The organism is Erwinia billingiae Eb661 (assembly GCF_000196615.1).
Classification (GTDB): domain Bacteria; phylum Pseudomonadota; class Gammaproteobacteria; order Enterobacterales; family Enterobacteriaceae; genus Erwinia; species Erwinia billingiae.
Map to the genome: position 1 here is coordinate 4829213 of NC_014306.1, position 12947 is coordinate 4842159.

The window sequence follows — 12947 nt, forward strand, 5'->3', positions numbered from 1 at the left end:
CTGGTTAATTCGGGTGTACCAGCAGCAAAGGCGGGATCGCTCCCGCCACAGACTCAGGATTAATGGAACTCCGCCTGATCGAACAGGAACGAGCCGTCGGCCAGCATCGACACGCCGGTCAGGTTCTTTTTCTTGCCGACCAGGTTATCTGGCGAGCCGAGGAAGGCGATGGGCGCATCTTTCCAGATGATGGTCTGTGCCTGGGCATAAGCCGCCGCACGCTTCGCCGGATCGGCCGTTTGCAGCGCTGCCGCAATGGCTTTATCCGCTTCCGGGTTGCTGTAGTAAGAGACGTTATACGACACCGGTACCCAGGATTCGGTGGCGAACAGCGGACGTAAGGCCCAGTCCGCATCACCGGTGGAGGTCGACCAGCCGCCGTAATAGAGATCGAATTCGGCCTGCTTCGGATCCTTCACGCCCCACAGTTTGGCGTTACGCGCGCCGGAATCCATTGGCGTCACCGAGACGCGAATGCCGACCGCACCCAGCTGCTGCTTAAGGAACTGCGCAGCACGCACGCTGGCGGTGGCGTTGGTCACCCACAGCTTGAGGTCCAGACCGTTGGCGAAGCCCGCCTCTTTCAGCAAGGCTTTGGCTTTTTCCGGGTTGTAGCGGTAATCCGGATCGCTCTGTTTGGCGTAGAACTGCACCGCCGGCGGGATCGCCGAGGTGGCCGGTTTGCCCATGCCCGCATAGGCCACTTTCAGCCAGATATCGCGGTTAATGGCGTAGTTGATGGCCTGACGCACCCGCACATCGGCCAGCGATTTATGCTGGGTGTTCATCGCCATGTAGTAAAGGTAGATACTTTCATCGCGCTGAACCGCCAGCTTGCTGTCGCTCTGCACGGTGTTGATCAGGTCGGAAGGCAGCGGATAGATCGCATCCACCTGGCCGGACTTCAGCGCCGCAACGCGGGTGGAGTCTTCCGGACTTGGCGAAATGAAGACGTTATCGACCTTCGGCCAGCCTTTCTGCCAGTAACCGTCAAACTTGCTCAGCTTGACCTCTTTTCCCGGCTGCCAGCTGACAAATTTGAACGGGCCGGTGCCGGTGGGATGCAGGCGCAGCTGCGCTTCGTCCGGGTACTGCTTCAGCACGGTCGGGCTCCACATCACCGCCGACGGGTGTGCGAGGGTGTTGATAAAGGCGCCAAACGACTGGTTCAGTTCGATTTTGACCTGGGTTGGCGAAACGACGGTGACGGTTTTAATCATCTTATACAGGCTGTTACGCTTCAGACCTTTGGTCTGGTCGGCCAGCCTGTCGAGGTTGGCTTTTACCGCCGCGGCATCAAACGGCGTGCCGTCCTGGAAGATGACGTCTTTACGCAGATTGAGCGTGAATTCGGTGGCGTCCGCGTTGCTGGTGTAATCGGTCGCCAGCCACGGCACCAGCTTCATTTTGCTGTCGAACTGGAACAGGCGTTCAAAGATCCCCGCCTGTACCGAATAGCTGGCGTTGTCGGAGGTATCGTGCGGATCAAGACCGGTGATATCGACATAGGCGGAAATCCGCAGGTCCTGCGCCTGGGCGATGCCCGCCAGACACAGTGACAGCCCAAGGGCGACGGCAGAACGACGTAAAAACGGCTTCATGGTGTCTCTCCAGAATGGTAAATGAAATAAGCGCTAACGGTGCATGTCCCCTTCGGCAACCCAGTGATGCAGGTCGACCTGGCGGTAACGAAGTTTTTCCACTTCTTCCCCGGCTTTACGCAGCGGCGAGGAGATTTCGCCGTCGTCCAGTTCACGCACGGTACGGCGGCCAGGATCGGCCACCGGAACGGAGGCCAACAGACGACGGGTATAAGGATGCTGAGGATTGCTGAATACCGCATGGCGCGGGCCGATTTCCACAATCTGGCCGAGGTACATCACCGCTACGCGGTTGGCGATACGCTCGACGACGGCCATATCGTGCGAAATAAAGATCCACGCCACGCCGGTCTCTTTTTGCAGGTCCATCATCAGGTTAACCACCTGCGCCTGGATGGAAACATCCAGCGCCGACACCGCTTCATCCGCGATAATCACCTGCGGCTGCAGCGCCATGGCGCGGGCGATGGCGATACGCTGACGCTGGCCACCGGAAAACTCATGCGGATAGCGGCGGGCATGTTCCGGCAATAATCCGACGCTTTTCAGTAATGACTGGACCTGCGGCGTCGCCTCTTCCAGGGATTTCACCAGCCCATGCAGCAGCAGCGGTTCGGCAATGGTGAAGCCCACCGTCAGGCGCGGATTTAATGAGGCATAGGGATCCTGGAACACCATCTGAATTTCCCGACGCAGCGCATGAAACGCCGGCTCTTTCAGCATGCTGATCTCTTCGCCGCGAAAGTGAATGCTCTCCGACTCGCTGGAAACCAGCCGCAGCAGCGCGCGTCCGGTGGTGGATTTGCCGCAGCCGCTTTCGCCGACAATCGCCAGCGTTTCCCCGGGCCAGACGCAAAAATCGATCTGCTCAACGGCGTGGACGCGATGGGTTAGCGCGGAAAACATCCCGCTGCGGATGGGGTAATACACCTTCAGCCCCCGCACATCCAGCAGCGGTTTCTGCTCATAACGCGCGGTGATCTGCACGCCGGCCTCCTCATCCTGCTCTTCGCCGAGCAGCGGAAAACGTTGTGGCCAGCGGCTAGCTTTCATATCGCCCAGACGCGGAACGGCGGCCAGCAACGCCCTGGTATAAGGGTGTTCGGGTGCGGCAAAAATCTGCTCCACGCGGCCCTGTTCCACCACTTCGCCGCGATACATCACCACCACCCGATCGGCAATTTCCGCCACCACGCCCATATCGTGGGTGATAAACAGCACCGCCATATCGCTTTGCTGTTGCAGGTCGCGGAGGATTTGCAGGATGCGGGCCTGAACGGTGACGTCCAGCGCGGTGGTCGGTTCATCGGCGATCAGCAGCTGCGGATCGCAGGCCAGCGCCTGGGCAATCATCACCCGCTGGCGCATGCCGCCGGACAGGGAATGCGGATGGCTTTTCATCACCCGATCGATATCCGCAATACGCACTTTGCGCAGCAGCTCGCGGGCTTTGGCGTTGGCAGTTTTGCTGTCGCACAGTTGGTGATCGCGCAGGGCTTCCGTCAGCTGATCGCCAACCCGCAGGACCGGGTTTAGCGAGGTCATCGGCTCCTGAAAAATCATTGCCATGTCGCGACCGCGCAGCTTGCGCCGCTCCTCGGTGCTCATGGTCAGCAACGGGTGCTTCACGCCGCTGCGCGGGCTGAAGTGGATCGCCCCGCGCTCAATGGTGGCAGACGATGCCAGCAGGCCCATTACCGCCAGCGAGGTGACCGATTTACCCGAGCCACTTTCGCCAACCACGGCAACAATTTCGCCTTTATTGATGGTGAAGGAGACGCCTTTCAGCGCAAGGTTTTTCCCGGAGCGCCCGCTAAAGCTGACGCTCAAATCCTCAACCTGCAGTACAGGCGAGGCGTTGCCGGATCCGGTGGCGGTGGGTTCTGAGTGAATACGTTCCGTCATCGTGACTCCGGTGGTCGCTGGATTAAAGCCAGATACGACCCTGGTTGTAGGAAAGATAAGGGGCGCTGTCCGCCGCGAGCCAGATCGGCCCGTCGAGATCAACATGTTCCGCCGAGACGGCCACCGGCAGCGCGGCTTCCATCGCCAGTGAGGAGCCGAGCATGCAGCCCACCATCAGCCGTAATTTGTGGATCCGTGCGGCGTCCACCATCGCCAGCGCTTCGGTCAGGCCGCCACATTTATCGAGCTTGATGTTGATCATCTCGTAGCGGTTGCGCAGCCCGGCGATGTCGCCGACGTGATGGCAGCTTTCATCCGCACAGACCGGGATCGGGTGATCGAAGCGTTGCAGATCGGCGTCGTTACCCGCAGGCAACGGCTGTTCGATCATCGCGATGTTGTAGTGGGTCAGCGCCGAGAACAGGCTGCTGAGATCCAGCCCGCTCCAGGCTTCGTTGGCATCAATAATCAGCGTGGCGTCCGGCGCGGCGGCGCGGATCGCCGCCACTTTTTCCAGAATCAGGTCGCGGTTGAGTTTGATTTTCAGCAGGATCGCCCCGCGCGAAACGGCATCCGCCGCCGCGGCCGCCATCATCTCCACGCTGTCGAGGCTCAGCGTTTCGGCGGTGATCACGCTGGCAGGTGGCTGCGCATTCAGACGCTGCCACAGCGTTTGTCGGTTGAGCGCGGCATCCAGCCGCCATAGCGCGCAGTCCAGCGCGTTGCGGGCCGATCCCGGCAGCAGACGGTTTTGCAGCTCGCTTAACGTCAGACCGTTTTCCACCTCTTCCTGCACCGCCGCCAGCTGCGCGGTAACGCTTTCGGCACTTTCATGGTAATGGGCGGTGGGCGTGCATTCGCCACGCCCGATAAAGCCCTGTTCTTCCAGCGTGACCCGCACCACCGTCACCGCCGTGCGGGTACCGCGCGCGATGGCGAACGGACGCGCTAACGGCAGCTCGACAACTTCAACCTGCATCCGGCGCATAATCAGCCCCGCTCTTTCAGCAGCGCAGCAATCTCCGCGATGCCAAAACGCACCGGATCGGTGGCCGGCACGCCAAATTCCTCACTGATTTGCTGGCAGTAATCACGGGCTTCCTGCTCGCTGTAGTTAGAGGTATTGATGGCGAAACCGGCCAGCTGAACGCTGTCGCTGGTGACATGGGCGGCACGCACGTTGGCTTCCACGCAGTCTGCCAGGCTGACCATCGGCTGATGCGGCAGGTGACGCATATGCGGACGGTGCATCTCGTGGCACATCACCAGCCAGTGCGGCTGCGCGCCATGGATCAGGCCCATGCTGACGCCGGCATAAGAGGGATGGAACAGTGAACCCTGGCCTTCCACGATATCCCAGTGATCGGCCTCGTTGGCCGGAGACAGCGCTTCTGCCGCGCCGGCGATAAAGTCCGCAATCACCGCATCGATGGCGATCCCCTCACCCGCCACCAGAATGCCGGTCTGCCCGGTCGCGCGGAAATCAGCCTTCAGGCCAATCTCACGCATGGCGGATTCCAGCGCCAGCGAGGTGTACATTTTGCCGACCGAGCAGTCGGTGCCGACCGTCAGCACGCGTTTGCCGCTGCGTTTCTTACCGCTGCCCACGTCCAGTTTTGGCCGCATATGGCGGATGTCGAACAGCGCAACGCCCTGCGCTTTCGCCAGCGCCACCAGCTCTTCGTTATCCACCAGGCGATAATGCAGGCCGCTGGCCACGTTCAGTCCGGCATTGATCGCGCCACGCACGGTGTCCAGCCAGTGTTCCGGCAGATAGCCACCGGCATTGGCGGTGCCGAGCACCAGCGTTTTCGCCCCGGCCGCGACGGCGGCTTCAATGGTCAGATCGTCGAGGCCCAGAGAGACGGTGCAGCCCGGCAGACGGATCTGCCCAACGCACTGCTCAGGACGCCAGACGTGGATGCCGCGTGCCGTTTTCGCCGCCAGCGGATCGGTAACGTCGCCAAGGAATAACAAATAGGGTTGAGGGATCAGCATCAGGGTTTTCTCTTATCAGGTTGCAGGGTTTGCCTGAGAAGACTATTTCACTGTTATGACAGCCGGGATAATGCTTGTTTATCGGCAGGGTATAGCCTGGGGTTATGGCGAGTCGCTATATACTAATTGATATAGCGATATGCTAACCTCTGCGCTCTTTTTACAGCATCCCCGCACAGGTGGCCGCCCGAGCCGCTCAGCATCGTAAGGCAAATTAAAACAATGGCAGTGGTAAACCCCTCTTTTAAGGCAAGTGCGCTTAGCATATTGATTCTTTTTGCGCTGCACGCGCAGGCAGCAACGGCAGATAAGACGCTGACGGTCACCGCCGCAGCGCCGGACAGCGACGTTCCCGCAGTGGATAAACAGGCCACGCTCGGTAATCTCGGTAAGCAGGAGGTCCGCAACACGCCCTATGCTGTTCAGGTCATCTCCCCTTCACTGATGAAGCGCCAGCAGTTGAAAAGCCTCAGCGATATCTATCGCTATATGCCGTCCGTGCAGGGCGATGGCGCGCGGCCGCAGACCCGCGGTATGCAGGGAAGCGTGGTGCAGAACTCGATGATTGATGGGCTGAATGTGGTGTCCACCACCGACTACGCGGCGGAACAGTTTGATCATCTGGAGGTGCTGAACGGGCTGGCGGGATCGCTGTATGGCCCGGCGAACCCGGCAGGCCTGTTTAACTTTGTCGCCAAACGCCCGACTGATATCGCGCAGCACAGCCTGACCTTCGGTGGTGGAACCGGGCTGAGCCATCTGGTGTCGGGTGATTTTAGCGGTCCGCTGGATGATAACGATCGTCTGCGATATCGCGCGAACGTCCTTGATGATGAAGGCAACGGCTACGTCAGCGGCAGTAAAAAACGTCGTCAGCTATTCAGCCTGGCGCTGGACGCCAACCTGACCGATAAAACCGTGCTGGAAACCAACTTCAGCTACTACCACTTCTATGATAAAGGCCTGCCGGGCAAATTCGCGCTGGGCAGCGGCCTGTCGTTCCCGTCAGCACCCAACCCGAAAACCGCTCACCTCGGCCAGTCCTATGCCGGTGACGATAACCATACGCTGACCGCCAGCCTGCATCTGAAGCATGATTTTGATGGCAACTGGCAGGGCGAAGTGGGCGTACTGCGCCAGATTGCCGACCGCGAATCGACCGCGGTGACCAACACCTTTACCGACAACGCCGGCCATTACAAAACCACCACCTCATCCGCCACCGCCAGCCGCTTTACCATAAACAGCTATATGGCGAACCTCAACGGCGAAGTGGACACCGGCTGGCTGCATCACCAGATTTCGACCGGCATGCGCGGCTTTGTCTGGAAGAATGAAAACCCGCGCAACGGCGCAACCTCAACGCTCGGCAGCGCCTCGCTGGACAATCCGCAGGCGTTTGCCGAGCCGGACTATCCTGACTTTACGCATCGTTACCATTCGGCGACCGCCACCCAGCAGGCCTTCTTACTCAGCGATACGCTGACCTTTTCGCCGCAGTGGAGCCTGCTGCTGGCCGGCAGCGAAAGCTTCCTGAGTTCGGCGAACTACGCCAAAACCGGCAGCCGCACCAGCGAGTCAAATAACAGCGGGTTCAGTGGTTCAGCCAGCCTGATGTTTAAGCCGGTCGATCCGCTGACGCTTTACGTCACCTATGCCGACAGCCTGCAACAGGGCGATACCGCACCGACCGGAGCCGCCAACGCCGGCAATATTCTGGCGCCGTACCGCAGCAAGCAGGTGGAAGTGGGCAGCAAGCTGGCGGTAGGCAAAGTCCTGCTCACTGCCGCACTGTTCCAGATCGATCGCCCGTTTGCCTATACCACCACCAGCGGTGAATACGCCGTTGACGGTAACCAGCGCAACCGGGGCCTGGAGCTGATGGCCGACGGCGACCTCAGCGAAAATCTGCATCTGTATGGCGGCATGACCTGGCTCGATCCGCGCCTGCGCGATACCGCCAGCGCAACCACCGACGATAAGCAGATTGTCGGCCTGGCACGCTATACCGCCAGCCTGTTTGCTGCTTACGATCTGCCGTTCTTTAGCGGCACTGATATTCACGGCGGTATGCATTACGTTGGCCGCCGCAGCACCGATAACGCCAACGACAGTTGGGTGGGCAGCTACGCCACCTTCGATGCCGGCACCCGCTACAAAACGCGGCTTTTCAATACCGACACTACGTTCCGGCTGGATATGACCAACCTGACCAATCGCCATTACTGGACCAACATCGTGCCCGGCGGCCTGAACGGCTACAGCGGTGCCGGTTATGCCAGCGCCCAGATTGGCGAACCGCGAATGGTGCAGATTTCCATGCAGCTTAATTTCTGATGAGGTCCTGATGAACATGCGCCCGATCCTGCTGCCGCTGCTGGCGGCACTGAGCCTGACCACTTTTAGCCAGTCGCTATTCGCCCGCACGGTAACCGATGACGCGGGGAATCGCGTCACCGTTCCCGTTCAGGCAACGCGCATTGCCGATGGCTGGTATGCGCACCATTCGCTGCTGATGACGCTGGGTGCGGGCGACCGGATCGTGGCGACGGTAAATCACGCCAAAGACCGGCCGTGGATGTTTAAAATCCAGCCGTCGTTAAATCAGGCGCTGTCGGTGCATGGCCGCAGTTTCGAGAGCGAAGCGCTGCTGACGCGAAAAGTGGATGCCGTGTTTGTCGCGGCGGAAGATGGCGATGCCGCCGCCTATCGCCAGGCTGGCCTGCCAACGCTGGTGATGGGTTTTGACGACTTCCCGTCCATGAAGCGCTCCCTGCTGACCACGGCGGAGGTGGTCGGGACGGAGAAAGCGCGTCGGCGGGCGCTGGCATACAATGCCTATCTGGACCAGCATATTGCCGCGATTCAGGCCAAAACGGCGGCGCTGCCGGCTGACCAGCGCCCGCGCGTGCTGCATATTGAGTCACTGCATCCGTTAAAAGTGGATGGTAGCCATACGCTGATTGATACCTGGATCAAACTGGCCGGCGGGCGCAATGCGGCGGCGGAAGTGAGCGGCAATATGAAGGAAACCTCGCCGGAGAACGTGCTGTTCTGGCAGCCGGATATCATCATTATTGGTGCCGGTGCAGGTTCTATTGCTGACTCCGATTACGCGACACTATTTAGCAGCCTGAATGCGGTGAAAAACCATCAGGTGTGGCAAAACCCGGCCGGGGTTTTCCCCTGGGATCGCTACGGTACCGAAGCCGCGCTGCAAATCCAGTGGGCAGCAAAACTGCTGCATCCGGCGTTATTCCCGGATCTCGATATGGTGAAAACCACCCAGGATTTCTATCAGCGCTTCTTTGATTACCCGCTAACGGCGGATCAGGCCGGTAGGATCTTGCGGGTGTTGGGGCCGGAATGAGGCTGTAAAGTGTGAGCACTCAAGCCACGCTGATAAGCCACTCAGTAAAGCGTGTCCTTAATCCGCCCCGGCAAAGCCCGATCGTAAGCCTCGCCGTCGATAGCTGACTGGGAAAGGGCTTTCAGGATGCTGCCGGTGCTGGGCAGTTGAGCGCGTTCAAGCTGGGTGGCGGGATCCCACAGTCGGGCGCGGATTATCGCCCGGCTACATTGGAAGAACACGCTATTTACCGTAATACGTAACACCGATCTCGGCCTGTTTCCCTCGACCGCAAAGCGTTCCAGCAGCTCGGGATTGATGCTGATCTCAGCAACGCCATTTACCCGCAGCGTTTCACCAATGCCGGGGATCAAAAACAGCAGCGCCACACGAGGATCGCTGACGATATTTCTCAAACTGTCGATGCGGTTATTGCCTCGCCGATCCGGCAGCAGCAGGGTTTTCTCATTTTCGATATGCAGGAATCCGGCCGGGTCGCCTCTGGGCGAAACGTCCAGACCTGACGGGCCTGATGTCGCCAGTGCCACAAAGGGAGAAGAGTCAATAAACGGGCGGTAGGCCGGGTGAATATGGTCGGTTACTTTCATCAACGACGGCGTTGCAACCTCGCCATACAGCTGTTCAAGCGCGGCCAGCGTTGTAATGCAATCCTGCTCGTCTGACATGTTATCCCCGCAAATTTGATCGAAATTGTGCTTTGCTCGACGCCGACAAAGCACCTTGCCGATAATCATAGTACAGCGCCAGGATGGCAGATGGGTTACCGGCAACGGTTTCATCCGGCCGTCGTCGCATATCAGCCCGGTAATCTTCGCGTTTTTGACCAGGCTATCTATGCTGTCAGTATCGCTTTTGCATGCTTTTTTCTGGGGAAATAATGATGAAGATGACTGGCATTCTGGCCCTGCTGGCGCTGGCGTTCTCAGGTACCGCCTGTTCGCAAATGTCTCAACTGCCGTTGGTGCCGCCAAAGCAGGATATTATCGCCACGCCGGTGGCGGCAAAGTGTGATGTCAGCCTGTGCCAGCAAAATTGCTATGTGCAAAACAGCCAGTGTCAGCGCAACAATGACAGTGGCTGTGGTGCCAAGATGCAGTCCTGCCTGCAGGCCTGCACCTCTCAGTGCCGTTAAGGTTGATCCAGATTTTTAATCAGCGCCTGATTAAACTTCGCCGGCTCTTCCATCTGCGGCGCGTGCCCCATTCCCGGGAATTCAATCAGCGTGGAATGCGGAATTAACGCGGCAACCTGCTTGCCCAGTTGGTTGTAATGGCCGATTTTTGCCTTCACCTCCGGCGGAGCAATATCGCTGCCGATCGCCGTGGTGTCTGAGGTGCCAATCATCAGCGTGGTTGGCATTTTCAGATCCTTAAACTCGTAGTACACCGGCTGAGTGAAAATCATGTCGTACAGCAGCGCCGAATTCCAGGCGACAATCTGGTGGCCCGGTCCGTTATTCAATCCGGCCAGCATGGTGACCCAACGGTCATATTCTGGCTTCCAGCGACCAACATAATAGGTGTTCAGCTCATACTTTTTGATGCTGGCCGCCGAGGTTTTCAGCTCGCGCTGATACCAGTCATCGACGCTGCGCCACGGCACGCCCTTCGCTTTCCAGTCTTCCAGACCAATCGGATTCACCAACACCAGCTTCTGTACTTCCTGCGGATACATCAGCGCAAAGCGCGTTGCCAGCATGCCGCCGGTTGAATGGCCCACCAGCGTGACCTTGTCGATATGCAGTTTGTTCAGCAGGTTCTGCGTATTCAACGCCAGTTGCTGGAAGCTGTACTGGTAATGAGCGGGTTTGCTGGAGGTACAAAAACCGATCTGATCCGGGGCGATCACCCGGTAACCGGCGTGGCTCAACGCATCGATCGAGTCCTGCCAGGTCACGCCGCAAAAGTTTTTGCCGTGCATCAGCACCGCCGTGCGGCCGTTGGCCTGGCCTTTCGGCTGCACATCGATATAGCCCATGCTGAGCGGCTGGCCCTGCGAGGTAAAATCGAATTTCTGAATTGGGTAAGGGAAATCAAAACCTTGCAGTTCCGGCCCGTAGGTCGGCGTGGTTTCCGCCGCCGTTACAGAGAAACCGGTTACCAGGCTGGCAAAGACCAGGCCACGAAGGATGTTCGACACAGGTTTATCCTTATCAAATGAGGAAAGGGAGAGGAAAAATCAGCATAAACAAGGCTTAACCATAGTGGATAAAAAAGTCTGTCAGCGGATGTGACAGGTAAAGAAGCGCAAAGAAGAAAAACCGTACTAAAATTGGCAATCAAGACGGCACTTCAATAAAAATGAAACGGCATTTTATTAAATTGGTGAGATCGGTGTCCGGTTTCTTCTTTTTAATGTCACCTACCCCCTAAACCTGGCAAAATCGCAAAGGTTTTCTGTTCGTGCTGGTTCTAACTTAGCTCATCCCCGACATAAGGCCGGGTCTGACAGTTGTCTAACCAGGATGGGCACTATGATGATACGTAAACCAGGAACGCTAACTTATTTAGCCTACGGATCAGGTGATTTTCTCGGCGCTGGCACCATGGCGCTAACCTCTGCGTGGCTTCTCTATTTTTACACTACCTTCTGCGGGCTCAGCCCGATTGAAGCCACGTCCATCTTTGCCATGGCCCGCGTGCTGGACGCCGTGGTCAGCCCGCTGATGGGCTATCTTACCGACCACTTCGGTTCGACCTGGCTGGGCAAGCGCTTTGGTCGCCGCAAATTCTTCATTCTGACCGGTATCCCGCTGGTCTTCACTTACAGCCTGATGTGGGTCGGCGATATGACTTACGTCTATTACCTGCTGACCTATCTGGTGTTCGAAGTGGTTTACACCTCAATTCTGGTGCCATACGAAACGCTGGTGCCGGAAATGACCGATGATTTCAAAGAGAAAACCAAGTTCTCTGGCGCACGCATCGCGCTGGCGCAGCTTTCAGCCATTCTGGCGGCTTTCCTGCCGGGCGTGTTGCTCAGCTACTTCGGCAAAGATAATGCGATCTCCTTCTTCTATTCCAGCCTGGTGTTCTCGGTGATTTGCGCCATCGTGCTGACGCTGGTGTGGTTTAACACCTGGGAACGGCCGGCCGAGAAAAAATCCGCTGCCGCACTGGAAGCCGAGCAGCAGAAACTGACGCTCGGGCAAAGCCTTTCCCGACTGAAGATTGAGCTGACGTCCACGCTGCGCGTGCGCATCTTCCGCCAGCATCTCGGCATGTATCTTGGCGGCTATATCGCCCAGGACGTGTTCAATGCGGTGTTCACCTATTACGTGGTGTTCGTGCTGATGCAAAGCGCCAGCCTGGCCTCTAATCTGATGGGCACCATGGCAATCATGCAGTTTATCGCCGTGATGGGCATGATCCCACTGTGCATCCGCTTCGGGCCTGCGCCTTCTTACCGCATCGTGGTGGTGCTGTTCGGTCTGAGCACCCTCTCTTACGGCGTGCTGTATTACACCGGCCTGAGCGATGTGTTCTCGCTGCTGCTGCTGGTATCGGGCCTTGCCGGACTGGGTCGCGGCGGCATCAACTATGTGCCGTGGAATATCTACACCTACATTTCTGACGTTGACGAGGTGATCACCGGACAGCGCCGTGAAGGGATTTTTGCCGGGATCATGACCCTGACCCGCAAAGCCTCCCAGGCGGGCGCGGTGATGCTGGTCGGCATCCTGATGCAGCTCTCCGGTTTTGTGGCCGGCAGCAGCGTGCAATCCCCGACGGTCAGCCACGCCATTCTCGGCATCCTGTGTGGCGGCACGCTGGTGATGCTGTGCATCGGCTTCTTTATCTCACTGCGCTTCAAGCTGAATCTGGCAACGCATCAGACGCTGCGTGAAGAGACAGAAAAAATGCGAGCAGCCGGCAATGTGGTGCCCGGCAATATCACCCCTCAGGCCCGGGCAACCGTCGAGATGCTGGCCGGACTGCCGTACGAAGCACTGTGGGGCAACAACAATATTGGCTACCTCAACCGCAACAAGCCTGCTGTGACGCCATTGCCCGTCGCGCCGCTGGTTGAACCTGTCGCCAGTCAGTTAACCCGTCATCCCTGAATATTCGAGG

General features: G+C 58.4%; 10 protein-coding genes. 4 read left to right on the plus strand and 6 right to left on the minus strand.

The genetic code is table 11. The features are described 5' to 3' along the window. Positions 1 to 59 precede the first annotated feature (59 nt). Genes EBC_RS23455 through dgcN form a run of 4 tightly spaced genes read right to left on the minus strand, consistent with a single transcriptional unit; the run spans position 60 to position 5504 of the window. Entirely contained in the window at positions 60 to 1601 is a 1542-nt protein-coding gene (locus tag EBC_RS23455; protein ID WP_013204360.1) for a glutathione ABC transporter substrate-binding protein, read from the minus strand. A 33-nt stretch (positions 1602 to 1634) separates the two neighbouring features. After that, entirely contained in the window at positions 1635 to 3506 is a 1872-nt protein-coding gene (locus tag EBC_RS23460) for an ABC transporter ATP-binding protein (protein ID WP_013204361.1), read from the minus strand. A 22-nt stretch (positions 3507 to 3528) separates the two neighbouring features. Then, the gene (dgcA, locus tag EBC_RS23465; protein ID WP_013204362.1) at positions 3529 to 4494 is read right to left on the minus strand and encodes an N-acetyl-D-Glu racemase DgcA; all 966 of its coding nucleotides are present in this window, start codon (positions 4492 to 4494) and stop codon (positions 3529 to 3531) included. A 2-nt stretch (positions 4495 to 4496) separates the two neighbouring features. Then, the gene (dgcN, locus tag EBC_RS23470) at positions 4497 to 5504 is read right to left on the minus strand and encodes an N-acetyltransferase DgcN (RefSeq protein ID WP_013204363.1); all 1008 of its coding nucleotides are present in this window, start codon (positions 5502 to 5504) and stop codon (positions 4497 to 4499) included. 222 nt (positions 5505 to 5726) lie between these two features. Here dgcN and EBC_RS23475 point away from each other — a divergent pair, with 222 nt between their 5' ends. Further along, positions 5727 to 7841, plus strand: a complete 2115-nt coding sequence (locus tag EBC_RS23475) for a TonB-dependent receptor (RefSeq protein WP_013204364.1) — start codon at positions 5727 to 5729, stop codon at positions 7839 to 7841. 16 nt (positions 7842 to 7857) lie between these two features. Continuing rightward, a complete protein-coding gene (locus EBC_RS23480) occupies positions 7858 to 8874 on the plus strand; it encodes an ABC transporter substrate-binding protein (RefSeq protein WP_049789680.1) in 1017 nt (338 codons plus the stop codon). Positions 8875 to 8915: 41 nt separating this feature from the next. On the opposite strand, the gene EBC_RS23485 is transcribed toward EBC_RS23480, so the two are convergent. Beyond that, positions 8916 to 9539 carry a pyridoxamine 5'-phosphate oxidase family protein gene (locus EBC_RS23485; RefSeq protein WP_041692154.1) on the minus strand — a complete coding sequence of 208 codons (624 nt, stop codon included), beginning with the start codon at positions 9537 to 9539 and terminating at the stop codon, positions 8916 to 8918. Positions 9540 to 9751: 212 nt separating this feature from the next. On the opposite strand from EBC_RS23485, the gene EBC_RS23490 reads away from it, so the two are divergent. Beyond that, positions 9752 to 10006 carry a hypothetical protein gene (locus EBC_RS23490; RefSeq protein WP_013204367.1) on the plus strand — a complete coding sequence of 85 codons (255 nt, stop codon included), beginning with the start codon at positions 9752 to 9754 and terminating at the stop codon, positions 10004 to 10006. On the opposite strand, the gene EBC_RS23495 is transcribed toward EBC_RS23490, so the two are convergent. Next, positions 10003 to 10992 (minus strand): alpha/beta fold hydrolase, encoded by a 990-nt coding sequence (locus EBC_RS23495; protein WP_231853725.1) that lies wholly within the window; start codon positions 10990 to 10992, stop codon positions 10003 to 10005. The two genes, EBC_RS23490 and EBC_RS23495, sit on opposite strands and share 4 nt — an antisense overlap. Positions 10993 to 11338: 346 nt before the next feature. Between EBC_RS23495 and EBC_RS23500 the strand changes: the two genes are divergently transcribed. Continuing rightward, the gene (locus tag EBC_RS23500) at positions 11339 to 12937 is read left to right on the plus strand and encodes an MFS transporter (protein WP_407919943.1); all 1599 of its coding nucleotides are present in this window, start codon (positions 11339 to 11341) and stop codon (positions 12935 to 12937) included. Positions 12938 to 12947: the final 10 nt, after the last annotated feature.

Excerpts from the sequence above, each read along its gene's own strand:
- EBC_RS23475 (WP_013204364.1), top strand. The coding sequence starts at position 5,727 with ATGGCAGTGGTAAACCCCTCTTTTAAGGCAAGTGCGCTTAGCATATTG.
- EBC_RS23500 (WP_407919943.1), top strand. The coding sequence starts at position 11,339 with ATGGGCACTATGATGATACGTAAACCAGGAACGCTAACTTATTTAGCC.
- EBC_RS23485 (WP_041692154.1), bottom strand. The coding sequence starts at position 9,539 with ATGTCAGACGAGCAGGATTGCATTACAACGCTGGCCGCGCTTGAACAG.
- EBC_RS23490 (WP_013204367.1), top strand. The coding sequence starts at position 9,752 with ATGATGAAGATGACTGGCATTCTGGCCCTGCTGGCGCTGGCGTTCTCA.
- dgcA (WP_013204362.1), bottom strand. The coding sequence starts at position 4,494 with ATGCGCCGGATGCAGGTTGAAGTTGTCGAGCTGCCGTTAGCGCGTCCG.
- dgcN (WP_013204363.1), bottom strand. The coding sequence starts at position 5,504 with ATGCTGATCCCTCAACCCTATTTGTTATTCCTTGGCGACGTTACCGAT.
- EBC_RS23480 (WP_049789680.1), top strand. The coding sequence starts at position 7,858 with ATGCGCCCGATCCTGCTGCCGCTGCTGGCGGCACTGAGCCTGACCACT.
- EBC_RS23460 (WP_013204361.1), bottom strand. The coding sequence starts at position 3,506 with ATGACGGAACGTATTCACTCAGAACCCACCGCCACCGGATCCGGCAAC.
- EBC_RS23455 (WP_013204360.1), bottom strand. The coding sequence starts at position 1,601 with ATGAAGCCGTTTTTACGTCGTTCTGCCGTCGCCCTTGGGCTGTCACTG.